The sequence below is a fragment of the Xanthomonas sp. WHRI 7945 genome, from assembly GCF_035026585.1.
The window spans coordinates 164,832-190,805 of record NZ_JAYIQP010000008.1; the positions used below are offsets into that span (position 1 = coordinate 164,832).

The 25,974-nt window shown below is 68.5% G+C and carries 20 protein-coding genes and 1 riboswitch; of the genes, 14 read left to right on the forward strand and 6 right to left on the reverse strand.

Going from position 1 to position 25,974, the window contains the following annotated elements:
• The first annotated feature begins 299 nt into the window (after positions 1-299).
• A riboswitch (S-adenosyl-L-homocysteine riboswitch) is annotated at positions 300-399 on the forward strand.
• Between the two features lie 35 nt (positions 400-434).
• The 4 genes from ahcY to VDQ83_RS09055 all read left to right on the forward strand — a co-directional run bounded on the left by ahcY (position 435) and on the right by VDQ83_RS09055 (position 3,763).
• Positions 435-1,880: an adenosylhomocysteinase gene (ahcY, locus tag VDQ83_RS09040; protein WP_309916949.1), complete on the forward strand. Its 1,446-nt coding sequence runs from the start codon at positions 435-437 to the stop codon at positions 1,878-1,880.
• A 399-nt stretch (positions 1,881-2,279) separates the two neighbouring features.
• Positions 2,280-2,564 (forward strand): hypothetical protein, encoded by a 285-nt coding sequence (locus VDQ83_RS09045; protein WP_455434652.1) that lies wholly within the window; start codon positions 2,280-2,282, stop codon positions 2,562-2,564.
• Positions 2,565-2,655: 91 nt separating this feature from the next.
• Entirely contained in the window at positions 2,656-3,210 is a 555-nt protein-coding gene (locus VDQ83_RS09050; RefSeq protein WP_455434653.1) for a transglycosylase domain-containing protein, read from the forward strand.
• Between the two features lie 202 nt (positions 3,211-3,412).
• Positions 3,413-3,763: a hypothetical protein gene (locus VDQ83_RS09055; RefSeq protein ID WP_455434654.1), complete on the forward strand. Its 351-nt coding sequence runs from the start codon at positions 3,413-3,415 to the stop codon at positions 3,761-3,763.
• 165 nt (positions 3,764-3,928) lie between these two features.
• Here VDQ83_RS09055 and VDQ83_RS09060 read toward each other — a convergent pair whose 3' ends face one another.
• Positions 3,929-6,781, reverse strand: a complete 2,853-nt coding sequence (locus VDQ83_RS09060; protein WP_455434655.1) for a TonB-dependent receptor — start codon at positions 6,779-6,781, stop codon at positions 3,929-3,931.
• A 150-nt stretch (positions 6,782-6,931) separates the two neighbouring features.
• Here VDQ83_RS09060 and VDQ83_RS09065 point away from each other — a divergent pair, with 150 nt between their 5' ends.
• Positions 6,932-7,711 (forward strand): DeoR/GlpR family DNA-binding transcription regulator, encoded by a 780-nt coding sequence (locus tag VDQ83_RS09065; RefSeq protein ID WP_185815237.1) that lies wholly within the window; start codon positions 6,932-6,934, stop codon positions 7,709-7,711.
• Positions 7,712-7,718: 7 nt separating this feature from the next.
• On the opposite strand, the gene VDQ83_RS09070 is transcribed toward VDQ83_RS09065, so the two are convergent.
• Complete coding sequence (locus tag VDQ83_RS09070; RefSeq protein WP_455434656.1) at positions 7,719-8,849, reverse strand: amidohydrolase family protein; 1,131 nt, start codon at positions 8,847-8,849, stop codon at positions 7,719-7,721.
• Between the two features lie 109 nt (positions 8,850-8,958).
• Between VDQ83_RS09070 and VDQ83_RS09075 the strand changes: the two genes are divergently transcribed.
• From VDQ83_RS09075 to VDQ83_RS09100, 6 genes are read left to right on the forward strand one after another with little or no spacing between them, the layout of a single operon-like run.
• The gene (locus tag VDQ83_RS09075) at positions 8,959-11,070 is read left to right on the forward strand and encodes a glycoside hydrolase family 36 protein (RefSeq protein ID WP_455434657.1); all 2,112 of its coding nucleotides are present in this window, start codon (positions 8,959-8,961) and stop codon (positions 11,068-11,070) included.
• The gene (locus VDQ83_RS09080) at positions 11,067-11,987 is read left to right on the forward strand and encodes an EamA family transporter (RefSeq protein ID WP_455434658.1); all 921 of its coding nucleotides are present in this window, start codon (positions 11,067-11,069) and stop codon (positions 11,985-11,987) included. The genes VDQ83_RS09075 and VDQ83_RS09080 overlap by 4 nt, the downstream gene beginning before the upstream one ends.
• A gap of 11 nt (positions 11,988-11,998) precedes the next feature.
• Complete coding sequence (locus tag VDQ83_RS09085; RefSeq protein WP_455434659.1) at positions 11,999-13,288, forward strand: D-tagatose-bisphosphate aldolase, class II, non-catalytic subunit; 1,290 nt, start codon at positions 11,999-12,001, stop codon at positions 13,286-13,288.
• A complete protein-coding gene (locus tag VDQ83_RS09090) occupies positions 13,275-14,435 on the forward strand; it encodes an SIS domain-containing protein (protein ID WP_455434660.1) in 1,161 nt (386 codons plus the stop codon). The genes VDQ83_RS09085 and VDQ83_RS09090 overlap by 14 nt, the downstream gene beginning before the upstream one ends.
• Positions 14,432-15,379, forward strand: a complete 948-nt coding sequence (locus tag VDQ83_RS09095) for an N-acetylglucosamine kinase (protein WP_309916921.1) — start codon at positions 14,432-14,434, stop codon at positions 15,377-15,379. Before VDQ83_RS09090 ends, VDQ83_RS09095 begins: the two co-directional genes overlap by 4 nt.
• Positions 15,380-15,422: 43 nt before the next feature.
• Positions 15,423-17,267 carry an NPCBM/NEW2 domain-containing protein gene (locus VDQ83_RS09100; protein WP_455434661.1) on the forward strand — a complete coding sequence of 615 codons (1,845 nt, stop codon included), beginning with the start codon at positions 15,423-15,425 and terminating at the stop codon, positions 17,265-17,267.
• Positions 17,268-17,351: 84 nt separating this feature from the next.
• Here VDQ83_RS09100 and VDQ83_RS09105 read toward each other — a convergent pair whose 3' ends face one another.
• Positions 17,352-17,909 (reverse strand): DUF3228 family protein, encoded by a 558-nt coding sequence (locus tag VDQ83_RS09105; RefSeq protein WP_309916915.1) that lies wholly within the window; start codon positions 17,907-17,909, stop codon positions 17,352-17,354.
• Positions 17,910-18,198: 289 nt separating this feature from the next.
• Positions 18,199-19,137 (reverse strand): M14 family metallopeptidase, encoded by a 939-nt coding sequence (locus VDQ83_RS09110; protein ID WP_309916912.1) that lies wholly within the window; start codon positions 19,135-19,137, stop codon positions 18,199-18,201.
• 580 nt (positions 19,138-19,717) lie between these two features.
• Between VDQ83_RS09110 and VDQ83_RS09115 the strand changes: the two genes are divergently transcribed.
• From VDQ83_RS09115 to VDQ83_RS09125, 3 genes are all read left to right on the forward strand, one after another.
• Positions 19,718-21,091, forward strand: coding sequence for an alpha-amylase family protein (locus tag VDQ83_RS09115; protein WP_455434678.1), 1,374 nt, complete (start codon positions 19,718-19,720; stop codon positions 21,089-21,091).
• A gap of 307 nt (positions 21,092-21,398) precedes the next feature.
• Positions 21,399-22,223, forward strand: coding sequence for a methylenetetrahydrofolate reductase [NAD(P)H] (metF, locus tag VDQ83_RS09120; protein ID WP_455434662.1), 825 nt, complete (start codon positions 21,399-21,401; stop codon positions 22,221-22,223).
• 648 nt (positions 22,224-22,871) lie between these two features.
• A complete protein-coding gene (locus tag VDQ83_RS09125) occupies positions 22,872-23,516 on the forward strand; it encodes a DUF4124 domain-containing protein (protein WP_455434663.1) in 645 nt (214 codons plus the stop codon).
• 260 nt (positions 23,517-23,776) lie between these two features.
• On the opposite strand, the gene VDQ83_RS09130 is transcribed toward VDQ83_RS09125, so the two are convergent.
• Together VDQ83_RS09130 and VDQ83_RS09135 are read right to left on the reverse strand one after the other, a co-directional pair.
• Positions 23,777-24,745 (reverse strand): Nudix family hydrolase, encoded by a 969-nt coding sequence (locus tag VDQ83_RS09130; protein ID WP_455434664.1) that lies wholly within the window; start codon positions 24,743-24,745, stop codon positions 23,777-23,779.
• Positions 24,746-24,992: 247 nt separating this feature from the next.
• The gene (locus tag VDQ83_RS09135) at positions 24,993-25,367 is read right to left on the reverse strand and encodes a VOC family protein (protein WP_455434665.1); all 375 of its coding nucleotides are present in this window, start codon (positions 25,365-25,367) and stop codon (positions 24,993-24,995) included.
• Positions 25,368-25,974: the final 607 nt, after the last annotated feature.

Here is a 25,974-nt window from a genome sequence, read left to right on the forward strand (position 1 = left end):
GCCCGGTCCTGATAACGGTTTCAAAGCGAACCATCGCCGGTGCCGCGACACGGGCACTCCTGTGGGAGCGACTTCAGTCGCGACGACGCCACGCCTGACGCGTCGCGACCAAAGCCGCTCGGCACAAGAGCCGGCCGCACTCGGCGACGCCGCCGGGGAGCCACCGGTCCGGGACGAGTGGCCCCCGGCAGGCCCGGTCGCAGCGCCGCCGCGGGAGCGGCGCCAACGCGCGCTGCATCCCAGGACGAGCGCCGCCCATTCAAGCAGCGCACGCCGCAGCCGCTATAATCGGCTGTCCCTCCGCCGAGGGGCGCTGCGACCGTGTCGATGCGGGGCTTCCCGCCTCCAGACCCGGCCAGGCTCGGCGGCAGGCTTGAGCGACAACGGCGCCCGGACCTTCGCGAGTTTTCTCGCCATTGACCGGAGCACTACCGATGAACGCTGTACGCAAGAGCTTTTCCACCGAGGGCGACTACAAGGTCGCCGACATCTCCCTGGCCGATTGGGGCCGCAAGGAGCTGGACATCGCCGAGCACGAGATGCCGGGCCTGATGTCGATCCGCCGCCAGTACGCCACCGCCAAGCCGCTGGCCGGCGTGCGCGTGACCGGCTCGCTGCACATGACCATCCAGACCGCGGTGCTGATCGAGACGCTGAAGGACATCGGCGCCGACGTGCGCTGGGCCTCGTGCAACATCTTCTCCACCCAGGACCACGCCGCCGCCGCGATCGCGGTCACCGGCACCCCCGTGTTCGCCTGGAAGGGCGAGAGCCTTGAGGAATACTGGGACTGCACCCTCGACGCGCTGACCTTCACCCTGGCCGACGGCACCCAGACCGGTCCGGAGCTGGTGGTGGACGACGGCGGCGACGTCACCCTGCTGATCCACAAGGGCTACGAGCTGGAGAACGGCTCCAAGTGGGTGGACGAACCGGCTTCCTCGCACGAGGAGCAGGTGATCAAGGATCTGCTCAAGCGCGTGGCCGTCGAGCGCCCCGGCTACTGGACCCGCGTGGTCAAGGACTGGAAGGGCGTGTCCGAGGAAACCACCACCGGCGTGCACCGCCTGTACCAGCTGGCCGAGGCCGGCACCCTGCTGGTGCCGTCGATCAACGTCAACGACTCGGTGACCAAGAGCAAGTTCGACAACCTGTACGGCTGCCGCGAGTCGCTGGCCGACGGCCTCAAGCGCGCGATGGACGTGATGCTGGCCGGCAAGGTCGCCGTGGTCTGCGGCTACGGCGACGTCGGCAAGGGCTCGGCGCACAGCCTGCGCGCCTACGGCGCCCGCGTCATCGTCACCGAGATCGACCCGATCTGCGCGTTGCAGGCGGCGATGGAAGGCTTCGAAGTCAACACCGTCGAAGACAGCCTGGGCCAGGCCGACATCTACGTCACCACCACCGGCAACAAGGACATCATCCGCATCGAACACCTGACGCAGATGAAGGACCAGGCCATCGTCTGCAACATCGGCCATTTCGACAACGAGATCCAGGTCGAGGCGCTGTACAAGTACCCCGGCGTGCAGAAGATCAACATCAAGCCGCAGGTGGACAAGTTCGTGTTCCCGAACGGCAACGCGATCTTCCTGCTGGCCGAAGGCCGCCTGGTCAACTTGGGCTGCGCCACCGGCCACCCGAGCTTCGTGATGTCCAACAGCTTCGCCAACCAGACCCTGGCGCAGATCGACCTGTGGCAGAACAAGGACAGCTACGAGAAGCAGGTCTACCGCCTGCCGAAGAAGCTGGACGAGGAAGTGGCGCGCCTGCACCTGGAAAAGATCGGCGTGAAGCTGACCAAGCTCAGCGACGACCAGGCCGCCTACCTGGGCGTGTCGGTCGACGGTCCGTACAAGCCGGAGCATTACCGGTACTGAGTGGTCGGCGGGTTTGCCGCCGGACGCGAAGAGCAGGTAGAACGGGCGCCGAAAGGCGCCCGTTTTTTGTTTGTGGCCAAGGCACCCTAGAGACACATCTGGCCATGACGCAGACGACCGGACTTAATCGACTAGTGGTCGCTTGTGCATCACGGAGGCGAGTGATAGCGTCGCACCGCATGCATCCATGGATCGGACCTCATGATCAGACGCGGAAGCGATGTAGGCAGGACATCGCGATGGCTTAAAGGCCTACTCAAGCCGCCACTAATCCTGCGCTTCCCCAATAGCAATCGACAGTCGTCGGTTGTGGCCTGGTCATTGCCATGCGTCATCATGCCTCTGCTTTCCCTAGGTTGCGCCCGGAACCTGCAGCATAGGCAACTGACGGATATTCCATTGGCCGAGAAACCCGCCATTCCGTCCACCGAGTCCGCGTGCAAGGCAGCCGGTCAGTTCTGGTCGCAACAGGGCTTGCCCGGTGGTCCGAAATCCTGCGCGGTGAAGACGACCGATGCATTCAAGATATGCACCGACAGCCTGCAATGCCAGGGAAGCTGCCTGGTCGCGAAAGACCTGCCATTGGGTGCCAAAGCGATCGGCAGTTGCTCGGAATGGGTAGCAAACTTCAGCTGCTACAAATACATCGAAGATGGACGGGTGCGCATGCTCTGCGCGGATTGAGCAGACAGCGTGGCACCCTGCTCTGCGGCCCAAACCGCCCCATGCAAGCCAGGCGCCCTCAACCCGGTACGGGTCCGATGAGTGACATCCCATGAAACGCATCGCAGCATCGGCATTGACTGCGGTCGCGGCGCTCTTGCTGGTGGCGATCGCCGCATTCGCCTGCTACGACATGGTGGCGTTCCAGCCGCGCCGAGCGGAGATTCAGGCGCTGCTGCAGCGCGCTCCAGCGCAGGATCGTGACCCGCCGGCATTGATTCGCCGCTACATCCTTGCGTCGCACCAAGCCGATTATCCGCCTACCGCGGCAGTCGCCCGCATGCTGCTGGCGCGCCTGGATGTATCGCGCGATGGAGGCATGCTCGCCTGGCATGCGCGCACGGTGCTCTGGGATCGACTGGTCTGGCTGCACCTGTCGCAGGACGAGATCATGGCGCTGTATACCACCTTGTCCTACAACGGCTCTGGCTATGGCCTCAGCCAGCTGTCGCAGCGGCTGTACGCGAAACCGTTGAGTGCGCTGTCCGAGCCCGAAGCGGCCACGGTCGTTGCGATTCTCTGGTCGCCGGGTCTCTACCTTAGCGACAGGTCGCGGCTGGATCGCCGACGGGACCTCTTGATGGCAAGAGCACAGGCTGCACGTTGACGATACGCTCGTCACACGGCATGACCTGCTCCGCGGGTGCACCCGCTCCTGTCTCGGAAAGAGATTTCTGGAAACTGGTGGATGCGCCGTCGAATTGACGCCACCATAACTGGGTTGGCAACTCTGTCCACCTAACACCGAGCGGAAAGGACTCATGTTGAAGCCTCGCCGGCTACTCGTTGGCCTGGGCTGTATCGCCGCCATGACGATCGCTGTCATCGCAGGCCACAAGCCACTGGTGATCTGGTTGATGCACACGCACCCGTTCTCCGCTGAAGCGTTCGACGCTTCGCGTTGGCGTGCCGGCCTGCAGGCGTCGGAGGAAGGCGAATGCGTGCGTGGCCGCATGGCGAACGACATTATTGACGAGGTCGCGCGCCCGGGTCGGCCGAGGTCTGCCGTGGAGGCTGTGCTCGGCGCTCCTCAGGGCATGCGCGGCGAGATTGCGGATTACGAGCTTGGCATGTGCAGCGGACTCAGGATCGATTTCGATTCGCTGTATGTGGAGTACGCCGATGGCAAGGTGGTGCGGGCTTATCACGTGCAGCATTGAAGCGCCGATGGTCTCCGAGGTGCCCTTGCTTCGGGTGCGGCGAGGTGACTCCCTGAGCCAGATCAGCAATGCGCTTGGGGCCGGACCCTCACCCCAACCCCTCTCCCGGTGGGAGAGGGGCTAAGGCATGGTCCTCTCTGCGGATGCTCGTAAACCGCAGGCGGATCAGAACCGCAGGCTCAGGCCCAGGGTGAAGGCGCGGCCGTAGCGGTTGTAGCCCTGCGACAGCAGCGGGTTGCCGTTGATGCTGTAGGTCTGCTCGTCGTCCAGCAGGTTCTGGCCCTCCAGGCTGAGGCTCAGCATGTCGTTGACTTCGTAGGACACGTGCGCGGTCAGCCAGGTGATCTTGTCGGCTTGTTCGTTGTAGCCGGCGCCCAGGACGTTGACCGCGGTGACGAAGCCGTCGGTGTGATCGGCGGTGGCGCCGATCGACCACGGCCCCTTCTCGTACATCAGCCCGAGCGAATACACCGCCGGCGCGATGCCTTCCAGCGGGCGCTCCTCGCCGTTGACCCAGCTGCGCGACCAGTTGCGGGTGTACTGCGCGCGGAAGCCCAGGCCGTTGTCCCAGAAGTGCTGCAGGCCGGCTTCGATGCCGCGGACCTTGGCGTAGTCGCCGTTGATCGGCCGCATCACGTTGAACAGGTGGCCCGGCACGCCGATGTCCTGGTTCGGCTCCCAACTGGTGGTGATCTGGTTTTCGATGCGCTTGTAGAACACCGCCACGTTGGCGATCGACTGTTCGGCGAAATACCACTCCAGCGACAGGTCGCCCTGCTTGGCGCTGTAGGGCTTGAGGTTGACGTTGCCGCCGTAGATCTGGGTGAACTCGCCCCAGGACACGCTGGCGGTGGTGTTGGTCGGCGCCAGCTTGTCCACCGAGGGGCGCGCCATGGTCTTGGCCGCGCCCGCGCGCAGCAGCAGGTCGTCGCTGAAGCGCCAGGTGAAGTTGCCTGACGGCAGCACGAAGGTGTAGTCGCCGTCCTGCACGATCGGGGTCGGCTCGGCGTATTCGGCGGTGTAGTTGAACGCACCGTTCTCGGTGATGCTGAGGATCTTCGCGTCCCAGGCCTGGGCGCGGGTGCGGGTCTTGACCAGGCGCACGCCGACATCGGCGTTCCAGCGCTCGCCGGACAGGTCGGCCTGCACATAGAAGGCGTTGGTCTTCTCCTCGACCCGGTAGCTTTCCAGCGGGTTCCACTGCGGCGCGGCCAGCGCGTAGTCGTAGGTGCTGCCGTCCTGGCGCGGGTTGCCGTCGTAGGCCTGCAACTGGGCCAGGTAGTTGGGCACGTCGAAGGCCAGGAACGTGCGCGGGAACGTGGAGCCCACCTTGTCCATGAAATGCGGCAGGGCGAAGGTGTGATCGAGCACGTTGCCGCCCAGCGCGCCGACATTGATCGCGTTGTCGCCGGAATAGTAGTCGGCGCCGCCGTTGAGGGTGTTGTTGATCAGGTCGCGGCGCTTGCTGCGTTCGGTGCGGGTCATCCCGAAGTGCAGGTTGTCCACGCCCCACTGGCCGACGTACAGCTTGCCGCCGAGGGTGCCGCCGGTGATCTCGTCGGCGATGTTGTCGCCGCGCAGCTCCATGTAGTGCGTGTTGAAGTCGGTGTCGGTGAACTGGCCGTTGGCCAGGCCGGTGGCGAGGTCGCGGCCGTCGTCGAAGCTGGCGGTGACATTCGGCACGGCGTTGCGGCCCAGGGTGATGCGGGTGGTGTTGGGCTGGTTCATGCGCAGCACCACGTAGGTGTCCTGGCCGCCGGAATAGCGCTTGGAGGTGGAGCGGTACAGGTCGCCGGTCAGGGTCAGGCTGTCGCTGGCCTTCCATTGCCCGTTGATGCCGTACAGGTCGGTGTCGACCACCCGGTGTTCGGTCTGGTTGAGGATCTCCGGATTCATGCGCAGCTCCGGATCCGGGTTGTCCAGGGTGAGGCCGGTGACGATGCCGTTCTGCACGGTGATGTCCGACCAGCGACCCGGCGCGAACAACGGGTAGTACGACTGCTGGTAGGACACCTGCGGCGAATCGAGGCGGGTCTTGAGCCCGTCGACGACGATGCGTACGTCGTCGTTCGGCCGCCACTCGAACTTGCCGGAGAAGGCGCGGCGCTTCTTGTCCTCCAGGATCGAGCCGACGCGGAACTGGCCAGGTGCGATCAGCCCGTATTCGTCCGGATCCAGCTCGCCGTTGCCGTTGGGATCGATATTGCCGCCCCAGGCGTTGCCGCCCCAGGTCGGGTCGCTCGGGTCGGGGTTGCGGGTCCAGCCGCCGTCGTTGCCGGCGATGTCGGTGCGGTCCTTGCGCTCGGCGTAGACCACGCCCAGCAGCACACCGAACGTGTCGTCGAGGAAGGTGTTGCTGTAGGCCGCCGAAAGCTTGCGACCGTTGAGTTCGGACATCTGGTTGCGGTCGCCTTCGGCGCGGACGATCGCATGCTGGCCCTTCTGGTCGAACGGGCTGGCCGAGCGCAGGTTGATCAAGCCGCCGATCGCGCCTTCGGTCAGCACCGATTGCGCGCCCTTGACCACGTCGGCGCCGCTGATCACGTCGGCCGGCAGCACGTCGTAGGCGAAATCGCGCCCGGCGCCGTCGGTGGCCAGGATGCGGCCGTTGAAGGTGGTGAGCGTGTACTCCGGGCCGAGCCCGCGCACGCTGACCTTCTGCCCTTCGCCGCCGGCGGTGCGGCTGATCGACACGCCGGTGATGTGGCTGAGCGAATCGGCCACGTTGTCGTCGGGGAAGCGGCCCAGCTCCAGCGCGCTGATCGAATCCTGCACCGTCGCCGCGTCGCGCTTGAGTTCGGTGGAACGCGCCAGGGCGGCGCGCACGCCGGTGACCTGGATCGTCTCCAGGTCGACCGGATTCTGGCTGGTCTCGGCGTTGCTGGTGGCGCTGCCCGGTGCCGGCTGCAGTTGCGACGACGACGGAGCGGCGTCCTGGGACCAGGCCGTGGCCGGCATCAGCAGGGCAAGGGCGATGGCATGGAACAGGCTGTGGCGATGCGGACGAACGGCGTTCACGGGCGGTCTCCTGGGGCTGGCGAGCGTAGGACGGCGGTGCGGGGGCCAGATGAAAAGCAACGAAACCGAGCCTATAGCAGGTTTCGTTTTGTATCAATAGCGAAATGTAACGAACTGTCGCATACTCTGGACCGTTTGCAAGGAGCCCCCATGTCCGTCACCCGCGACACCAGCCAGCGCCGTCTCCAGATCAGCGAATTGGTCCGCCAGCACGGCAGCGTGCAGGTCTCCGCCCTGGCGCAGCAATTCGGGGTGAGCCTGCAGACCGTGCGCAAGGATCTGCGCTACCTGGCCGAACGCGGGGTCATGGCGCGCGCCTACGGCGGCGGCATCGACAGCAGCGCGGTCAACGCCGTGCCGGCCGAACCGCATTACGACGCCAAGCGCACCGTGCACCTGGAGGAAAAGCGCCGCATCGGCCGGCGCGCGGCGGCGATGGTGCAGCCGGGCAACACCATCGCGATCGATTCGGGCACCACCGCGATCCAGCTGGCCGAAGCGTTGCCGGACATCGACGTGACCGTGGTCACCAACGACTTCGGCGTACTGACCGCGCTCAGCCCCAAGACGCACATCAACCTGGTGATGCTGGGCGGCGAACTGCGGCGCAAGAACATGGCCTTCTATGGCGGGCTGACGGTGGAAGCGCTGGACGCACTGCACGTGGACCTGCTGTTCCTGGGCGTGGACGGTTTCGACCTGGAGCGCGGCATCACCACCCACTACGAGCCCGAGGCGATGCTCAACCGCAAGATGGTGGAAGCGGCGCGCGCGGTCATCGCCATCACCGACAGCTCCAAGTTCGGCAAGATCTGCCTGCACCGGATCATCCCGGTCTCCGAGCTGGACGCGCTGATCACCGATACCGGCGCGCCGGAGGACGTTGCCCAGGCCTGCCAGGCGCTGGGCGTGGACCTGGTGCGCGCCTGATTCCGGCCTACTGCGCAGCGGTCTTGGCCGCGGCAAATTCGCGCAGCGCATTGCGGTAGTAGATCTTGTCGATCACCGTGCGCGGCAGCGCCAGGCCAGGCACGTCGGCCTCCAGCACGGCGATGCGCTGGCTCTCGTCGGTAGCCAGATAGCGCCAGTCCGATTGCCACACGCCGTGCGCTTCGGCGCGGAACTGCGCCGGGTCCGCGTCCGGCGCGTAGGTCAGGTCGGTGCCGTACAGCAGGCGGTCCTGGTAGCGGATAAAGAAGTCGCGCACCTTTGCCCGGTCGCGGCTGGACTGGTACTGCACCTGGCTCATGCGCGCGGCCAGGTCGACCGTGGCGTTGGGAAAGCGGTCCAGGAAGTCCGCCAGCCGGTCGACGTCGTATTCGAGGCTGGCCATGTGCGCACCGACCACCCGCAGCTGCGGATGCGCGCCGACGAAGCGGTCGCGCGCGGCCATCAGCGCGGCATGCGAGGGCATCTCCGGATGCAGGTACATGTGGTACTGCGGATGCTTGGCGAAATACTCGCGGTCGTTGTTGGTGGTCATCTGCTCCAGCGGCAGCCAGCAGTTGTAGGGCTCGCCCTGGTGCGCGATCAGCGGCACGCCCAGTGCGCGGATGTGCTCGGCGACCGGCGCCAGGCCGGGATCGTCGAGCATGATCAGCTTGCCCTGCGCATCCTTCTCCACCATCCCGATGTTCTTCCACACCTTCACCGCGCGCGCGCCTTCGCGCACCGCCTGGTCGATGCCGGCATCGACGCGTTCGCGCCATCCGGGCGTGGCGTAACCGCGCATCGAGAACGTCGTCGCCCAGTGGAAGCGCGCCGGATCGGCCTTGGCCAGGATCAGCGCATCGCGGTGCTGCCGCTCGATGCTGGGGAAATCCGGATAGTCGACGTTGATCGAGAGCAGTTCGAAGTTATCGGCGCGCGCCTGCTCGAGGAAGGCGTGGTCGGCGCGGTTGGCATGGACATGCGCGTCGTACTTGCGGACCTTGGCGAAATCTTCCATCGCATAGGGCACGTCGGCCGCGTTGGCGCGCTTCGCGTCGGATTGCGCATGCGCCGCCGGCACGCCGCCCAGCAGGGCGATGGCCAGCGGAACGCCGAACAGGATCAGGACGGTCTTCATCACTCCACCTCGTGTTATCGAAACAAGTAGCAACATAACGAAACAAAACGCTTGCATCAATCGTCAGGGCGCGCGCAGAATGCCGGCAACGCCACCGGACCCGTTGCCCATGTCCCCGATTGGACGCCGCAGTGTCTTGAAGTACGTCGTCGGCAGCGTGGCCGGCGCTGCCGCATGGAGTGTGGCGCCCTGGGCGCGCTCGGCCGAGCCGATTGGCGCGACCGCCGCCGACGGCAAGCCGGCGATCGCCGATGCGGTGCTGTCCCTCGCCTTCGATCGGCGCATGCACACGCGGCTGTCCTCGCGCGGCAAGCCGCTGACCGCCTACCAGCCCAGCGAAGCGCTGCTGCTGGCCGATGGCAGCGAACTCACCGACTTCGCGCTGACCGGCCAGCAAACGCATGCGCTGGACGATCCGCGCCATGGCCGCGGCCGGCAGACCGTGTTCACCGGCCGCGCGGCCAAGGCCGGCGTGGAGAAGCAGGTGGCGGTGAGCCTGTTCGACGCGCTGCCCGGCCTGGCGCTGCTGCAGGTGCGCTATCGCAACCTGGGCACCACCGCGTTGCAGGTGGCCGGCTGGCGCAACGGCGCGCACGAACTGCCGGCCGTCGCCGGCGGCTTCTGGAGTTTCTCCGGCGCCACCCACACCGACCGCCGCGATTGGGTGCAACCGCTCGGCGACGGCTTCGCGCAACGCAACACGCTGGCGATGGAGTCCTCCGACTACGGCGGCGGCACGCCTGTGGCCAATCTCTGGCGCCGCGACGTCGGCATCGCCGTGGGCCACGTCGAGCTGGTGCCGCGGCCGCTGGACATGCCGGTGCGCCGTACCGCCGCGGGCGCGGCGATCGCCATCGAATCGGCGCAGGCGACGACGCTGGCGCCCGGCCAGGAACTGGTCACCGAGCGCACCCTGCTGGCGGTGCACAGCGGCGATTTCTTTGCCCCGCTGCAGCAGTACCAGGCGTTCATGCGCGCCGAGGGCATCGAGGGCCCGCGCCCGCCGGATTCGGCGTTCGCGCCGATCTGGTGCGCCTGGGGCTACGAGCGCGACTTCAATGTGCAGCAGATCTTCGCCACCCTGCCCAAGGCGCGCGAACTCGGCTTCGAATGGGCGGTGCTGGACGACGGCTGGCAGACCAACGAAGGCGACTGGAAGATCGACCGGCGCAAGTTCCCGCGCGGCGATGCCGACATGCGCGCGTTCACCGCCGAAGTGCGCAAGCACGGCATGCGCCCGCGCCTGTGGCTGGCGCCGCTGGCCGCCGATCCCGGCAGCGATGTGCTGCACGACCACGTGGACATGCTGCTGCTGGACAAGGAAGGCGCCTTCCAGACCGTGACCTGGTGGAACGCGTTGACCCAGTGCCCGGCCTACCAGCCGACCATCGACTTCTACGTGGCGCTGGTGAAGAAGGCCATCGGCGACTGGGGCTTCGAAGGCATCAAGCTCGACGGCCAGCATCTCAACGCGGTCGCGCCCTGCTACAACCCCGCGCACCACCACGCCAGCCCGAATGACTCGGTCGAAGGCCTGGCCAAGTTCTGGGATGCGATCTATCGCGCCGCGCACCAGGCCAATCCGCAGGCGGTGGTGGAACTGTGCCCGTGCGGCACCGCCTTCGCGTTCCACAACCTGCCGGCCACCGACCAGTACCCGTCCTCGGACCCGCTGTCGTCGTGGCAGGTGCGCAGCAAGGGCAAGTCGATCAAGGCGCTGATCGGCGCGCGCAGCAGCTACGCCGGCGATCATGTGGAACTGTCGGACAACCGCGACGATTTCGCCTCCAGCGTCGGCATCGGCGCGGTGATCTCCAGCAAGTTCACCTGGCCCAAGGACACCGAGCATCCGTCGGTGCCGCTGCCGCCGGGCGGTTTCGTGCTGACGCCCGAGCGCGAAGCGCTGTGGCGCAAGTGGGTGGAGCTGTACAAGACCCACATGCTGCCCAAGGGCGAGTATCTGGGCACGCTGTACGACATCGGCTTCGACAAGCCCGAAGCGCATGCGATCCGCAAGGACGGCGCGCAGTACTACACGTTCTATGCGCCACAGTGGGACGGCAAGGTCGAGTTGCGCGGCCTGGCGCCGGGCCGCTGGCAGGTACGCGATCTGTTCAACGAACGCGACCTCGGCGTGGTCGATGCCGCGCATGCGTTCCTGCCCGCTCGCTTCGAGCGTTTCCTGTTGCTGCAGGCCACGCCGGCCAGGGATCCGGCATGAGCGCGGAACCGACGCCGACCGCGCGGCGCCGCCCCTGGCTGGTCTTCGCCCTGACCACGGTGGTGCTGTGGGGGTTTTGGGGCGCGCTGTCGCCGCTGTCGGCGGCGCACGGCTTCCCCGACACGCTGGTGTACTGCGTGTGGGCGCTGACCATGCTGCCGCCGGCGCTGTACCTGCTGTGGCGCAACGGCTGGCAGCTGGAGCGCTCGCCCAGGGCGATCGGCTACGGCCTGACCATCGGCCTGCTCGGCGCCGGCGGGCAGATGCTGCTGTTCCACACGCTGACCATCGGCCCGGCGTACTTCGTGTTCCCGATCATCTCGCTGTCGCCGGTGGTGACCATCGCGCTGTCGTTCCTGCTGCTGCGCGAGCGCACCGGCTGGCAGGGCACGCTGGGCATCGTGCTGGCGCTGCTCGCCCTGCCGCTGCTGGACCTGTCGTTCGGCCGCGGCAGCGGCGCCGGGCTGGGCTGGTTCCTGCAGTCGCTGCTGATCATGCTGGCGTGGGGCGTGCAGGCCTTCTTCATGAAGCTGGCCAACGACAGCGTGCGCGCGGACAGCATCTTCGCCTACATGACGCTCGGCGCCCTGCTGCTGGCGCCGGTGGCGCTGGCGATGACCGACTGGCGGCAGCCGATCAACACCGGGCTGGACGGGCCGTGGATGACCGCCGCCATCCAGCTGCTCAACGCGGTGGGCGCGGTGACCCTGGTCTACGCCTTCCGCTACGGCAAGGCCATCGTCGTGGCGCCGCTGAGCAATGCCGGCGCACCGCTGGTCACCGCGACGCTGGCGCTGCTGTTCGCCGGCGTCGTGCCCGGTCCGCTGAAGGCGGTCGGCCTGGTGCTGGCGCTGGTCGCCTCGCTGCTGCTGGTGCTCGAACCCGAGCGCACGCCGCAACCGCCCTCTCCCCCCTGACTGGATTTTCCATGCACGCTCTGCTCGACCTGATCGCGCGGCATCGGCAAGGCCACGCCATCGGCGTGACCTCGATCTGCTCGGCCCATCCCCTCGTCGTCGAAGCCGGACTGCGCCACGCGCAGCGCAGCGGTCAGGCGCTGGTGCTGTTCGAGGCGACCTGCAACCAGGTCAACCAGGACGGCGGCTACACCGGCATGCGCCCGGCCGACTTCGTCGCGTTCGTGTACGCCATCGCCGACCGGGTCGGCTTCGAACGCGGCCGCATCGCGCTGGGCGGCGACCATCTCGGCCCCAACCCGTGGACGGCGCTGGACGCGGCCGCGGCGATGGACAAGGCCGAGGTCATGGTCGCCGCGTACGTCGCCGCCGGCTTCCGCAAGATCCACCTGGACTGCTCGATGGCCTGCAGCGGCGACCCCGAGCCGCTGCCCGAAGCGGAGATCGTGCGCCGCGCGGTGCGCCTGTGCCGCGCCGCCGAAGACGCGTGGGCGCAGGCGGGCGGCGAAGCACCGGTGTACGTGATCGGCACCGAGGTGCCGGTGCCCGGCGGCGCCACCGAAGCGATCGACGGCCTGGCACTGACCACGCCGGACGCGGCGCTGGCCACCATCGAAGCGCACCGCAGCGCGTTCGCGCAGGCCGGGCTGGACGACGCCTGGACCCGCGTCATCGCCTCGGTGGTGCAACCGGGCGTGGAATTCGACCATCACGCGGTCATCGACTACGACAGCGGCAAGGCGCGCGACCTGAGCCAGGCGGTGACCGCCGTGCCGGGCATGGTGTTCGAGGCGCACTCCACCGACTACCAGACGCGCGCGGCGCTGGACGCGCTGGTGCGCGACCACTTCGCCATCCTCAAGGTCGGCCCCGGGCTGACCTTCGCCTTGCGCGAAGCGTTGTGGGCGCTGGACGCGATCGAACGCGAATGGATCGACGCCAGCCAGCGCGCCAACCTGCGCGAGGTGACCGTGCGCCGCATGCAGGCCGCACCCGGCTACTGGCAGCGCTACTACCACGGGCAGGGCCGCGGCCTGGCCATCGACCTGCAGTACAGCCTCAGCGACCGCATCCGCTACTACTGGCCGGATGCGGAGATCGAGCAGGCGCGCGTGCGCCTGTTCGACAACCTGCGCGCCGATCCGCCGCCACTGCCGCTCCTCGGCCAGTATCTCCCCCACGCATTGCACGCCATCCGTACCGGGACCGCGACGCGCGATCCGCAGTCCCTGGTCATGGCCCACGTCAGTGCCGTTCTCGACGACTATCACCATGCATGCCATGCCCATGACCCCTCCTGATGCCCTCGGCATTGCCGAATCCGAACTGGACGCCAGCGGCGCCCTGTGGACCGCGCGCGAGATCGCGCAGCAGCCGCGCATGCTCGAACGCACCCACGCGCTGGTCGCCGAACTGCACGCGCAGCTGCAGGCCTTCGCCGCACCGATCGCCGACGACCCGCGCGCACGGGTGATCCTCACCGGCGCCGGCACCTCCGCCTACATCGGCCAGTGCTTGGCCCCGCTGCTGGACCGCGTGCTGGCCGCGCGCGTGGACGCGGTGCCCACCACCGACATCGTCTGCGCACCGCAGCTGTACCTGGATCCGGCGCAGCCGCTGCTGCTGATCTCCTTCGGCCGCTCCGGCAACAGCCCCGAGAGCCTGGCCGCGGTGGACCTGGCCGAAGCGCTGGTCGCCGACGTGCGCCACCTGGTGGTGACCTGCAACCGCGACGGCGCGCTGGCGCGCGCGCCGGTGGCCAAGGCCATGACCCTGTTGCTGCCGCAGGAAACCCATGACGTCAGCTTCGCGATGACCTCCAGCTTCAGCTGCATGATGTACGCCACCCTGGCGGCGCTGCTGCCGGCCGGCGCGCTCGATGCCCGCATCGGCCCGATCGGCCGCGCCGTCGACGCGGTGCTGTTGCATGCGCGGCCGTTGCTGGAAACGCTCTCGCGCGGCGGCTTCGAGCGCGTGGTGTACCTGGGCAGCGGCCTGCTGCAGGGCCTGGCGCGCGAGGCCACGCTCAAGCTCGGCGAGCTCACCAACGGCGCGGTCGCTACCTGCTACGACTCGCCGCTGGGGTTTCGCCATGGTCCGAAGACCTTCGTCAACGCGCGCACGCTGGTGGTGGTATTCGTGTCCAACGACCCCTACACGCGCCGCTACGATCACGACCTGCTCGACGAACTGCGCCGCGACGGCTGCGCCGCCCGCGTCGTGGAGATCACCGCGCAGCCGCGCCCGGGCCTGGACGCGGACACGCTCGCAGTTGCCGGCATGCACGCAGCCGCGGACGCGGACCTGCTGTGGCCGTACATCGCCGCCGCGCAGCTGTTCGCGTTCCTGACCTCGCGCGCGATGGGCGTGACCCCGGACAACCCGAATCCATCCGGGGTGGTCAACCGCGTCGTGCAGGGCGTGCGTCTGTACGCGTTGGACGCATGAGCGCAGCGCTCTACCTCGGCGTCGACGGCGGCGGCAGCAAGACCCGCTTCGCCGCGATCAACGCCAACGGCGTCTTGCTGGCCGAGGCGCAGCTGGGCACCACCTATCACCCGCAGGTGGGCCTGGACGGCGTCCGCGCCACCCTGGCCGACGGCATCGGCCAGGTGCTCGGCCAATTGCAGCGCAGCCCGGCCGATATCGCGCAGGCCTTCTTCGGGCTGCCCGCCTACGGCGAGGACAGCCGCGCCACCGCCGCGCTGCAGGGCATCCCGGCGCAGGTGCTGGGCCACGACCGCTACGCCTGCGACAACGACATGGTCTGCGGCTGGGCCGGCTCGCTGGCCTGCGCCGACGGCATCAACATCATCGCCGGCACCGGCTCGATGGGCTACGGCCGGCGCGGCGCCGCCGCCGCGCGCTGCGGCGGCTGGGGCGAGGCATTCTCCGACGAAGGCTCGGCCTACTGGATCGCGATCCAGGGCCTGAACGCGTTCTCGCGCATGAGCGACGGGCGTCTGCCGCGCGGTCCGCTGCATGCGCTGCTGCGCGAGCATTTCCAACTGGGCGGGCACGACCTGGACATCTGCGCGCACGTCTATGGCGAAGGCGTCGGCACCCGCGGCGACCTGGCCAGGCTGTCGCCGCTGGTCTCGCGCGCCGCGCAGGCGGGCGACGCGGTGGCCGCGGCGATCTTCGAACGCGCCGGCCGCGAGCTGGCGGCGATCGCGGTGGCGTTGCACGGCGCGCTCGGATTCGACGCAGGCGAGCCGGTGCCGGTGTCGTATTCCGGCGGCGCGTTCAGCGCCGGCGATCTGTTGATGCGCCCGTTCCGGCTGGCGCTGGGCGCGGCCGCTCGCGGCTTCGAACTGCGCGCGCCCTTGCACGCACCGCACTACGGGGCCGCGCTCTACGCGCGGCAACTGGCCGCCATTCCATCCCGCTGAAGCACCGCTGCGGACGCCGACCGCGTCCGCCAAGGACACGCCGATGAAACGCCCGCTGCTGGCCGCCCTGCTCTGCACCCTCGCCGCCGCCGCGGGCGCGGCGCAGCGCCCCGACGCCCTGCAACCCAGCGGCCGTTTCAGCGTGTACGGCCACGGCGCGGCCGTCACCCCGCCGATGGGCTGGAATCCGTGGAATGCCTTTCGCACCGACGTCGACCAGGCGCGGATCCTGTCGGTGGTCGACGCCATCCAGCGCCGCGGCCTGCAGCAGGCCGGCTACCGCTACATCAACATCGACGACGGCTGGTGGTTGCAGCGGCGCGCCAGCGGCGAGATCGCGATCCGCACCTCGATGTTCCCCATCGCCAGGACCGGCGACGGCGGCACCAGCTTCCGCGCCTGGACCGATGGATTGCATGCCCGCGGCTTCAAGGCCGGCCTGTACACCGACGCCGGACGCAACGCCTGCTCGCAGGCGTTCGACCGCACCAGTCCCAACCTGCCGGTGGGCAGCGTGGCCGAACGCGAGATCGGCCTGCAGGGCTTCGAATCCTCCGACCTGAAGACCATGTTCCAGGACTGGGGCTTCGACTACCTGAAGGTGGACGCCTGCGGCCTGGCCGACTTCGCTGCCGACAGCGTGCCGGTGCGCGATTCCGGCCAGCGCGCGTTGCGCCCGCTGATCGTGCGCGGCGACGCCGTGCGCAGCGACCGCGATGCGGTGGAGACGCACTACGCGCGCATCGGCCGGCTGCTGGCCGCGTTGAATCCCGACAACGACTACGTGCTGTCGATCTGCCCATGGGGCGAGGCCGGCGTGCGCGACTGGGGCGGCAGCCACGGCCACCTGTGGCGCACCAGTCCGGACATCGAGCCGACGTGGGATAGCATGCTGCACAACTTCGATTCGGCCTCGCGGCGCGAGCTGTACGCCGGCCCGGGCCGCTGGAACGATCCGGACATGCTGGCGGTCGGCCTGGGCGCGTTCGACGCCGCGCACCTCACCGAAGCGCGCACCCATTTCTCGCTGTGGGCGATGCTGTCCGCGCCGCTGCTGCTGGGGTTCGACCTGACCCGAGCGCCGGATCCGCTGATCGAGCTGCTGCGCAATCCCGAGGTGATCGCGGTCAACCAGGATGCGGCCGGCAACCAGGCCACGCTGGTGGTCGACGCTGCGCCGGTGCAGGTGCTGGTCAAGCCGTTGACCGCACGCGGCGAACGCGCGGTGCTGCTGTTCAATCGCGGCGACACCGCGGCCGTGGCGCAGGTCGATGCGCGGCAGATGAAGCTGGCCGCCAGCACGCCTCTGGCGGTACGCGATCTGTGGCGCCGCCGCGACTTGCCGTCACACCAGGGCCCGCTGCGCTATTCGCTGGCGCCGCATGCCGCGGTGATGCTCAAGGTCAAGGGCACGCCGGTCGAAGCGGACGCGACCCTGCTGAGCGAAATGACCGCGCGCATCCATGTCGCCGCCGACGGTCTGCCGAGCTACGCCACCGTGCTGAACGCCGCCTCCGGCACGCCGCGCGCCGACGTCACGCCGTATGGCCAGCCGCTGAAGATCGGCGGCAGCGCATACGCGTATGGCATCGGCGCCCATGCCGATTCGCGGCTGGAAATCCTCACCCGGGGCGAGTTCTCCAAGTTCAACACCTCGCTCGGGCTGCAGGACAGCGCCGCGCGCGGTACCGGTACCACCGTGTTCCGCATCTACGGCGACGCCAGGCTCCTGTACGAAAGCGCGCCGATGCGCAGTGGCGATGCGGCAGTCGCCGTCGAACTGCCGCTCGGCAACGTCAGCGTGCTCGAGTTGGTCGCCGCTGCCGACGCAGTGCCGGCCGGCGAGTTGCCGCCGCTGGTGGTCTGGGCGAATCCCGTGCTGCGCTGAGCGCGCATGCGGCGAGCTTGCGCCTGTCGACGGCGGGCCGCTGGCAATCACACACCCGCTCGCTACTGCGACGCCGGCGCGTGGCTACGGCCGCCAGTTCGCGTTGCGCTCCCAGAACGCCACGCTGCGCCGATAGGCCTCGCGGTCCAGCGCCACGCCCGAGCCGCCCTCCTCCACGCCCAGCGCGTTGCGCAGCATGGTGATCGGCGCCATCGGGATCTCCTGCGGCTCGGCCGTATAGAGGCAGCCGACCACGCCCCACTCGGCCTCGATCGGTGCGCCTTCGCGCGCCAATTGCTCGCGGCTGTAGAGGATCGGCAGCAGGTACGTGGCGACCGGCGGCTCGACGCCTTCGAACCAGCGCACCAACACCGGCAACTCCTCCCTGCTGCGCGCTTCGTAGCCGGAACGCAGCAGGTGGCGATTGGCCTCGGTGATCGGCACGGTCAGGCAGCGGGTGGACGTCCAGTTGGGATGCACGTGCAACTTGCAGAACGGCGCGTAGCCGTCCAGCACCTGCAGCGGCGCGCTGTCGTTGAGGTGACGCTCGAACTGCTCGGGCGCGCAATCCTGGATCGCGTTGCGGCGGCGATCGCGCGGGAACAGACGGGTGCGGGCGAAGGGCGTGAGGACGATGGACATGGCGGTGACGGACGCGAGGAGCGGGCAAGCGTAGCGCGCCCGGCAGGCGATGGACACTGCGGACGACTTCGGCTGTGCAGCCGAAGAGCATGGCATTGCGCAACGCCGACCGTTCACGCTGTTTCTGCAGGAGGAATGCCAATTCCGACGCGCTGCCGGCAAGGCATTGCGCTTGAATCCGTTCCACCCAAAAGCCGGCGTGGCGCTGCGACGTCCGCCATCGCGCAGGCAAGCAACGTACTCATCCGCCACATGCCTCGTCTATTGCAGCCCCCTTGTGGGAGCGACTTCAGTCGCGACGCGACTCCGCTGGATGCGCCAACGCATAGTCGATCGCCGCACGAACCGCCGCCACCTGTGCGGCATTGCACTGCTCGGGCGTGGCGCTCGGACTGTCGGGATAGACCTCGGTGGTCGTGGTGTAGCGCGCGTCGCTGATGCCCGCACACAACCCCAGCTTCTTCATCGGGTAGCGGATGACGCCATGCGCCACCACCGGCGAGCCGATGATCTTGCCCTCGGCATCGGCCGGCGCGATATGCGTCACCTGCTCCACTGCCGCGATCACCGCCTGCTGGAACGCCGGTTGTGGATTCTCGCTGTCGTCGACCAGGTAGAAACCGTCGGGAATGCCATCGGGCTCGTAGGCGACACCATCGCGCGCGGCCAGCGCCGGCCGGAATTCGGACTCGTCGCTGTCGGTGGTCTCGTGCAGGTCGATGTGCATCGCGATCCGCCCACGCAGCGGCGCGACCAACCGCAGCAGCGCGGCCGACTCCTGCGCCGGGCTGTCTTCGCGGAACGACCGGTTCGGATCGATCGCGTCCGCGTTCCAGCGGTGGATCCGCTCGTAGGCCCACGGGCTCACGCACGGCGCCACCAGCAGGTTGGCGCGGCCGGCGTAATCGTCCGCGTGGCGTTGCGCGAACTGCAGCGCGCCGTGCACGCCGCTGGTCTCGTAGCCGTGCACGCCACCGGTCACAAGCATGCACGGCAGCGCGTCGTCCCATCCGCGGCTGCGCAGCGCCAGCAGCGGATGACGCTCTTCGGCATACGCCAGCACGCCGTATTCGACGACATCCCAAAGCTCGCGCAGGCGCTCGATCGCCGCCACGACGTCCGCCTGGTAGCTGCGTTGCCGGCGCTGCCGCGAAAGCCAGGCCGCTTTTTCCGCCGGCCCCCACGGCGTGCCAGGCGTACCGATGGGATAGAAGGCATCGAATGTCATGGTGCGGTCCACGTGTGCAGGTGATGCGAGTGACTTTAGCATCGGAAAAACCTGGCCGTCTTGCGCAGCGCAAGGTGGATCGGCGCGCGAGACAACGCATGTCTGCGTTGAGGTGCCGTGGCCGCCGGCGCCGTATCGACCGCAACATGTCGCGCGACGGCCAAGACCACGCGTGCGACCGAATGCATGCAGCCAATCGCATCTCCAACCTTGCCGCAATATGCAGCGCGGCCCATCGGGGAACAGCGCAACGCACTCGCCGGACAGCACGCAAACGTATCCGCCTGCCCATGGGCCCGCGCAGGAACACCGCGCCATGACGCGCAGCCGAACCGACAGAACCGGATACCGATCCCGCTTTCGACCGGCACTGCAATGAATACGTATGTAGCGCATCCATGTTGCGCCGCGATGCGCGCTTAGCATCGCTCACCGCTGCATTCCCAGCGCCGCTGCCGCCGCGATGGGAAGCAGGGCCGACGCGCAGGCACGTCGCCTGCGCACTTCCACCAAGGAGACCCGTGTGATGCGCGACCTGCCCGCCGCTCCGATCGTCCCGCCGCGCCCGCCACGCTGGCGCATGTTGCTTGTCGGCCTGTTGTTGACCCTGGCCACCGCCAGCGCCCAGGCCGACGCCATCCTGCACGCCTTCAACTGGCCCTACGCCACCGTGGAAGCGCGCGCGGCGCAGATCGCTGCCGCCGGCTACCACAAGGTGATGGTGGCGCCGGCCTATCGCTCGCAGGGCAGCGAGTGGTGGGCGCGCTACCAGCCGCAGGACATGCGCGTGATCGACAACCCGCTCGGCGACACCGAGGACTTCGCCAGCATGGTGCAAGCGCTGGCCGACGTCGGCGTGGAAACCTATGCCGACGTGGTGCTCAACCACATGGCCAACGAAGCGGCGACGCGCCCGGACCTGAATTACCCGGGCAGCGCGGTGCTGTCGCAGTACGCGGCGAACCCATCGCACTACGCATCGCTGCGGCTGTTCGGCGACCTGTCGGCGAACGTCCTCGGCGCCGGCGATTTCGGCCCGGCGCAGTGCATCGCCGACTACGGCAATGCCTACCAGGTCCGCACCTACCGCATCTGCGGCGGCGGCAGCGATCCGGGCCTGCCCGACCTGGTCGGCAACGCCTGGGTGGTACAGCAGCAGCGCAGCTATCTGCAGGCGTTGAAGACGCTGGGCGTGACCGGTTTCCGCATCGACGCGGCCAAGCACATGCCCTTCGACCATCTCAACGCGGTACTCGACGCCGGCATCCGCTCCGGCGTGCACGTGTTCGGCGAGGTCATCACCACCGGCGGCGCCGGCACGGCCGACTACGACCAATTTCTCGCGCCCTACCTGCAGGCGACGCCGCACGCGGCCTACGATTTCCCGCTGTTCAATTCGATCCGCAACGCCTTTGCGTTCGGCGGCAGCATGGATGGCCTGGTCGATCCCGGCGCCTACGGCCAGGCGCTGCCCGGCAGCCGCGCGGTGACTTTCGCGGTCACCCACGACATTCCCAACAACGCCGGCTTCCGCTACGCGATCCTCGATCCGGTCGACGAAACCCTGGCCTACGCGTATCTGCTCGGCCGCGACGGCGGCGTGCCGATGGTGTACTCGGACAACAACGAGAGCGGCGACAACCGCTGGGTGAACGCCTACCAGCGCGACGACCTCAAGCGCATGATCGGCTTCCACAACGCCGCCCAGGGCAGCGACATGCAGGTGCTGTCGCACGACGCCTGCCATCTGCTGTTCCGCCGCGGCGACCTGGGCATCGTCGGCATCAACAAGTGCGGCACCACCGTCACTACCGCCGTGGCGATGAACGGCAGCGTGCTGCGCTGGAACGTGGACTACAGCGACGCGCTCGGCTCGGGCAACGTGGTGCGCATTTCCAGCAGCAGCTACACCTTCAGCCTGCCGCCGCGGCAGGCACGGATGTGGAAGCGTTGACGTCGGCGGGCGCGTGACGGCGGTGGGCGAGCCGACGATCGATCCGTCATTGGACGGCAAACGCCCGGAACGTGGAAGCGGCGCAGGCGCGACCGGATGGCGCGCCTGCGCGGCTGGGTCGCTGGGTCCTGCAAGCAAGCGCCGCCCGCGGACGCGGCAGCCAATCGACCGGCACGCCGATTGCGCGGCCGCCGGATCGCTCCAGCCGTGCAGGCCCCGACGCGTCGCCGAGGCACACAGGCCACGCCCGTGAACATCCATCCGGATGAAGAGATATACTCCACGCATCACCTGACGCGCCGCGCCCATGACCGCCATCAGTTTCGAGTTCTACCCGCCCAAGACCGACGAACAGCGCGCGCAGCTGGACCGCACCGCCGCGCGCCTGAAGGCCTACGCGCCGGAGTACGTGTCGTGCACCTTCGGCGCCGGCGGCTCGACGCTGAGCTACACCTCCGAAACGGTGCGCCACCTGAAGCAGCATCATGGCTTCGAGGCGGCGCCGCACCTGTCGTGCGTGGGCGGCAGCCGCGAAGAGATCCGCGAACTGCTCAAGCTGTACCGCGCGATCGGCTGCCGGCGCCTGGTCGCGCTGCGCGGCGACCTGCCCTCGGGCATGGGCCATCCCGGCGACCTGCGCTACGCCGCCGACCTGATCGCCTTCATCCGCGCCGAGCACGGCGATGCCTTCCACCTGGAGGTCGGCGCCTATCCGGAGACGCATCCGCAGGCCAGCGACGCGTTGAGCGACCTGCGCCACTTCAAGGCCAAGGTCGATGCCGGCGCCGATGCCGCGATCACCCAGTATTTCTACAACGCCGACGCCTATTTCGCTTTCGTGGATGCGGTGCGCAAGCTCGGCGTGCAGATCCCGATCGTGCCGGGAATCATGCCGATCTCCAACTTCAGCCAGCTGCGGCGTTTCTCCGAGCAGTGCGGCGCCGAGATCCCGCGCTGGATCGGCAAGCGCATGCAGGCCTACGGCGACGATGCCGACGCGATCCGCGAGTTCGGCGCCGACCTGGTCGCCTCGCTATGCGAACGCCTGCTCGCTGGCGGCGCGCCGTCGCTGCACTTCTACACGCTCAACCTGGCCAAGCCCACCGTCGGCGTGCTGTCGCGATTGGCGTAAGCGCCGTCCGCCGCTGGCACGCGCATCTGCGCTGCGACGTTCATGGCCATCGGCGAGGCGGCAGGCATCCCGATGGCGGACAGCGTCGGGACTGAAGTCCTTCCCACAAGACGCCTCGCTGCGGCACCTGGCCGCTTCCCTGTAGGAGCGGCTTCAGCCGCGACAAACAAAGTCGGCAACCTGGCCGACTTCGCAACCGGTCGGCGCTGAAGCCCCTCCTACAAAGCCATGCTGCTTCACCTCACCGAGTTACCTGTAGGAGCGGCTTCAGCCGCGACAAACGGAGTCGGAAACCTGGCCGGCTTCGGAACCGGTCGGGGCTGAAGCCCCTCCTACAACAGCCGTGCTGCTTCACCTCGCCGAATTCCGTGTAGGAGCGGCTTCAGCCGCGACAAACGGAGTCGGAAACCTGGCCGACTTCGCAACCGGTCGGCGCTGAAGCCCCTCCTACAACAGCCGTGTTGCTCCGCCGTGCCGAACGCACTGTGGGAGCGACTTCAGTCGCGACGAGAGAAACGGCCAGACCCCCGCCTCGCGAAAGGTCGGGACGATGCACATCCCACAGCACCGTGCCTCGCCCCACGTTGCCGCGCTTGCGCCCCCCTGCGGCAGCTTCCCAGACACCAGGCGTACGGCTAGGCTGACGCGATGCGCGCGCCCTCGTCGATCCTCCTGTTGCTCTGCCTGTGCACCGCGCCTGCCGCCGCGCAGCAGGTCAATCGCTGCACCGGCGCCGACGGCGCCACGGTGTTCAGCGATCGCCGCTGCGAGGACCTCGGCGCGATCGACCGGCTGCCGCCGCGGGCCGCGCCCAGTGCCGCCAGCGAAGGCGCCAGCGGCCTGTACCGGCCGCAGTGCGTGCGCCGACTCAGCGAACTGGCGCAGCAGATCCGCACTGCGGTGGACGCACGCGACATCAATCGCCTGTCCACGCTGTATTGGTGGAACGGCGTCTCGGACGAGGCGGCGCGACGCATCCTCGATCGCCTCGACGCGATCGTCCAGCGCCCGCTGGTCGCGATCGTGCCGGTGCTGCCGTCAGCGCAGGCGCCGCTGTCCACCATCCCGGCAACGGCCGACACCGCGCCCGGCGCCGAACCGCAACCCGCAGCCGGCGCCACACCTGCAGCAGCGCCCACCGCCACCGATGCTGTGCCTGACGCTGCCGCCACGCCGCCGCGCGCACGCGCGACCGCGTTGCGCCTGGAGCAGACCCTCGGCGGCAGCGCGACGCCGACCTCGACGGTGCTCAGCCTGCGCCGGCAGTACAACTGCTTCTGGATCAGCTTCTAGCGCATTCCCGACTTGGGTTCCGCAATCCACGCCCTGATGTGGGAGCGACTTCAGTCGCGACGGGCGTTACCGAGAAGGCCCCGTCGCGACTGCAGCCGCTCCACAAGTGGCGGCAGTAGCTTGACCGGGGCGCTACACGCCGCGCACGCACAAGCAACGGCCGCGATCGGCGCGCACTGCGTCGCCCAACCTTGCACCACGCAACAAGCCGCGACCGCCTCACCTCGCATCGCGCGCGCTGCGGCGCCAGCGCCACCCGATCAAGCGGCGTCCACGTCCACGTCCACCGGCCACAGCCCGCGGATCGCGGCGATGCCTTGGCCGCCATGGCGGCGCGCTTCGGCAATCTGGGTCGGCAGCAGGCCGCCGATCGGATACAGCGGCAGCGCCACTTCCTCGCGCAGCCGTTCGAAGGCGTCCCAGCCCAGTGCCGCGGCGCCGGGATGACTGGCGGTGGCCGCCAGCGGGCCGACCACCGCGAAATCGCAGCCGAGCCGCTGCGCCGCCTGCAACGCTTCCACGGTATGGCAGGACGCGGCGACGCAGTGCCCCGGCGGCAGCGGACGGGCATCGAACTGCGACAGTTGTTCCGACCCCAGATGCACCCCGACGCCCAGCTCCTGCGCCAGGAGCAGATCGCGATTGACCAGCACCTGCACGCCGCGCGCCGCGCACAGCGCCGCTGCGGCCCGCGCCAGCGGCTGCCAGCGCTCCGCCGGCAGGCTGCGCGCGCGCAGTTGCACACGTTGCACGCCGCCGTCCAGCGCGCGCTCCAGCGCCGCCAGCCAGCGCTCGGGCTCGACCGGCTCCGGCGTCACCAGATAGCGATCGGGCTGGCGCAGCATCGCCACCACCGGCTGATCGGCCGGCGGCATCGCGTAGCGGCACAGCTTGTCGGGCGTCACCCAGGTCAGCGCCTGACCCTCGCGGCCGCGCGCGCTGCCCTTCCACGACAGCACCTGGCGCATCTCCAGGCGCAGCCGCTTGTCCGGGTAGCGCTGCGGCACTTCCATCAGCGGCGCGCCGACCGTCGCCTCGATGCCCAGCTCCTCCTGCAGCTCGCGCACCAGCGCCTGCTCGGAGGTCTCGCCCGGCTCGCGCTTGCCACCAGGGAATTCCCACAGCCCGGCAAGATCGCGCCCCTCGGTACGCCGGGCCAGCAGGATACGGCCACGGGCATCGGTGATCACCCCGGCGACGACATGAATGGATCTGAGCGGTTCGGACATGACGCAAGCTTGCCGTCTTCGGCGGTGCCAACGCAATGAACCGGCTCACATCGTCGGCGATCCGCGCGTCAGCGCAATGATTCTTACGTTTCGACCCGAACCCGCCGGGCACGGTACAGGCACGACTCAACGGCGAACCCGACCGCATGCGGCCATGTGAGCCCCGACACCATGCGAACCGCCGCAACGGCGGGGCAGCCCCGACGGCCTGGCATGGACGGCGCAGCGAAGGCGATGCGCAGCGCGATCAGCCCGGCAGATCGTGACCGATCCGCCACAGCACCCCGCCCGGATCGTGCAGGGTGAAATCGCGCATGCCCCAGGGCCGATCCTCCGGCACGCCGACGCGCGCGCCGTAGCGGCCGGCCAGATCGGCGGCATCCAGCCGCCGCCACCAGGCATCGGCATCCTCCACCCACAGGTGCAGCATCAGGTTGTGCGCCAGCGCCTGCTCGTAGAAATCCTGCAGCAGGAACGCACAGCGCTCGCCGTGACGGAAACAGACGAGCCCGTCGCCAAGCGGCTCGGCCACGAATCCCACCTCGCGATAGAACTCCATGGACAGCGCAAAGTCCCGCGCCGGCACGAACACCTTCAATTCAAGACTGGGAGAAAGCTCCACGGCATCCGTCCAACGGCAATGGCGACATCCGGCACCCTACCCGCAGAACGCGCGATACGCCACGCCGGCAAGCGCCCCATCCGGGCCCTCCCCAAAACAAAACGCCCCGCACAAGACCGGCTATAGATACAAGGGTTTGACCAACAACCGCACCACGAATGGAGCACAGCCTAGCCCCTCTCCCGTCGGGAGAGGGGTTGGGGTGAGGGTACGGCGCGAAGCGGCTCGTGGTGTTTGGGTGCACGGGGCTACGCCCGTACCCTCATCCGCCCCTGCGGGCCACCTTCTCCCGGCGGGAGAAGGGAACAGCCGCTTAGCCCCTCTCCCGTCGGGAGGGGGTTGGGGTGAGGGTACGGCGCGAAGCGGCTCGTGGTGTTTGGGTGCACGAGGCTACGCCCGTACCCTCATCCGCCCCTGCGGGGCACCTTCTCCCGGTGGGAGAAGGGAACAGCCGCTTAGCCCCTCTCCCGCCGGGAGAGGGGTTGGGGTGAGGGTCCGGCGCGAAGCGGCTCGTGGTGTTTGGGTGCACAAGGCTACGCCCGTACCCTCATCCGCCCCTGCGGGGCACCTTCTCCCGGTGGGAGAAGGGAACAGCCGCTTAGCCCCT

Bases quoted from the DNA above. Each gene is read 5' to 3' on its own strand.
- VDQ83_RS09050 (WP_455434653.1), top strand. From the start codon at position 2,656: ATGAAACGCATCGCAGCATCGGCATTGACTGCGGTCGCGGCGCTCTTG.
- VDQ83_RS09130 (WP_455434664.1), bottom strand. From the start codon at position 24,745: ATGTCCGAACCGCTCAGATCCATTCATGTCGTCGCCGGGGTGATCACC.
- VDQ83_RS09125 (WP_455434663.1), top strand. From the start codon at position 22,872: ATGCGCGCGCCCTCGTCGATCCTCCTGTTGCTCTGCCTGTGCACCGCG.
- VDQ83_RS09070 (WP_455434656.1), bottom strand. From the start codon at position 8,849: ATGAAGACCGTCCTGATCCTGTTCGGCGTTCCGCTGGCCATCGCCCTG.
- VDQ83_RS09075 (WP_455434657.1), top strand. From the start codon at position 8,959: ATGTCCCCGATTGGACGCCGCAGTGTCTTGAAGTACGTCGTCGGCAGC.
- VDQ83_RS09065 (WP_185815237.1), top strand. From the start codon at position 6,932: ATGTCCGTCACCCGCGACACCAGCCAGCGCCGTCTCCAGATCAGCGAA.
- VDQ83_RS09110 (WP_309916912.1), bottom strand. From the start codon at position 19,137: ATGACATTCGATGCCTTCTATCCCATCGGTACGCCTGGCACGCCGTGG.
- VDQ83_RS09090 (WP_455434660.1), top strand. From the start codon at position 13,275: ATGACCCCTCCTGATGCCCTCGGCATTGCCGAATCCGAACTGGACGCC.
- metF (WP_455434662.1), top strand. From the start codon at position 21,399: ATGACCGCCATCAGTTTCGAGTTCTACCCGCCCAAGACCGACGAACAG.
- VDQ83_RS09105 (WP_309916915.1), bottom strand. From the start codon at position 17,909: ATGTCCATCGTCCTCACGCCCTTCGCCCGCACCCGTCTGTTCCCGCGC.
- VDQ83_RS09080 (WP_455434658.1), top strand. From the start codon at position 11,067: ATGAGCGCGGAACCGACGCCGACCGCGCGGCGCCGCCCCTGGCTGGTC.
- ahcY (WP_309916949.1), top strand. From the start codon at position 435: ATGAACGCTGTACGCAAGAGCTTTTCCACCGAGGGCGACTACAAGGTC.
- VDQ83_RS09100 (WP_455434661.1), top strand. From the start codon at position 15,423: ATGAAACGCCCGCTGCTGGCCGCCCTGCTCTGCACCCTCGCCGCCGCC.
- VDQ83_RS09095 (WP_309916921.1), top strand. From the start codon at position 14,432: ATGAGCGCAGCGCTCTACCTCGGCGTCGACGGCGGCGGCAGCAAGACC.
- VDQ83_RS09055 (WP_455434654.1), top strand. From the start codon at position 3,413: ATGACGATCGCTGTCATCGCAGGCCACAAGCCACTGGTGATCTGGTTG.
- VDQ83_RS09115 (WP_455434678.1), top strand. From the start codon at position 19,718: ATGTTGCTTGTCGGCCTGTTGTTGACCCTGGCCACCGCCAGCGCCCAG.
- VDQ83_RS09085 (WP_455434659.1), top strand. From the start codon at position 11,999: ATGCACGCTCTGCTCGACCTGATCGCGCGGCATCGGCAAGGCCACGCC.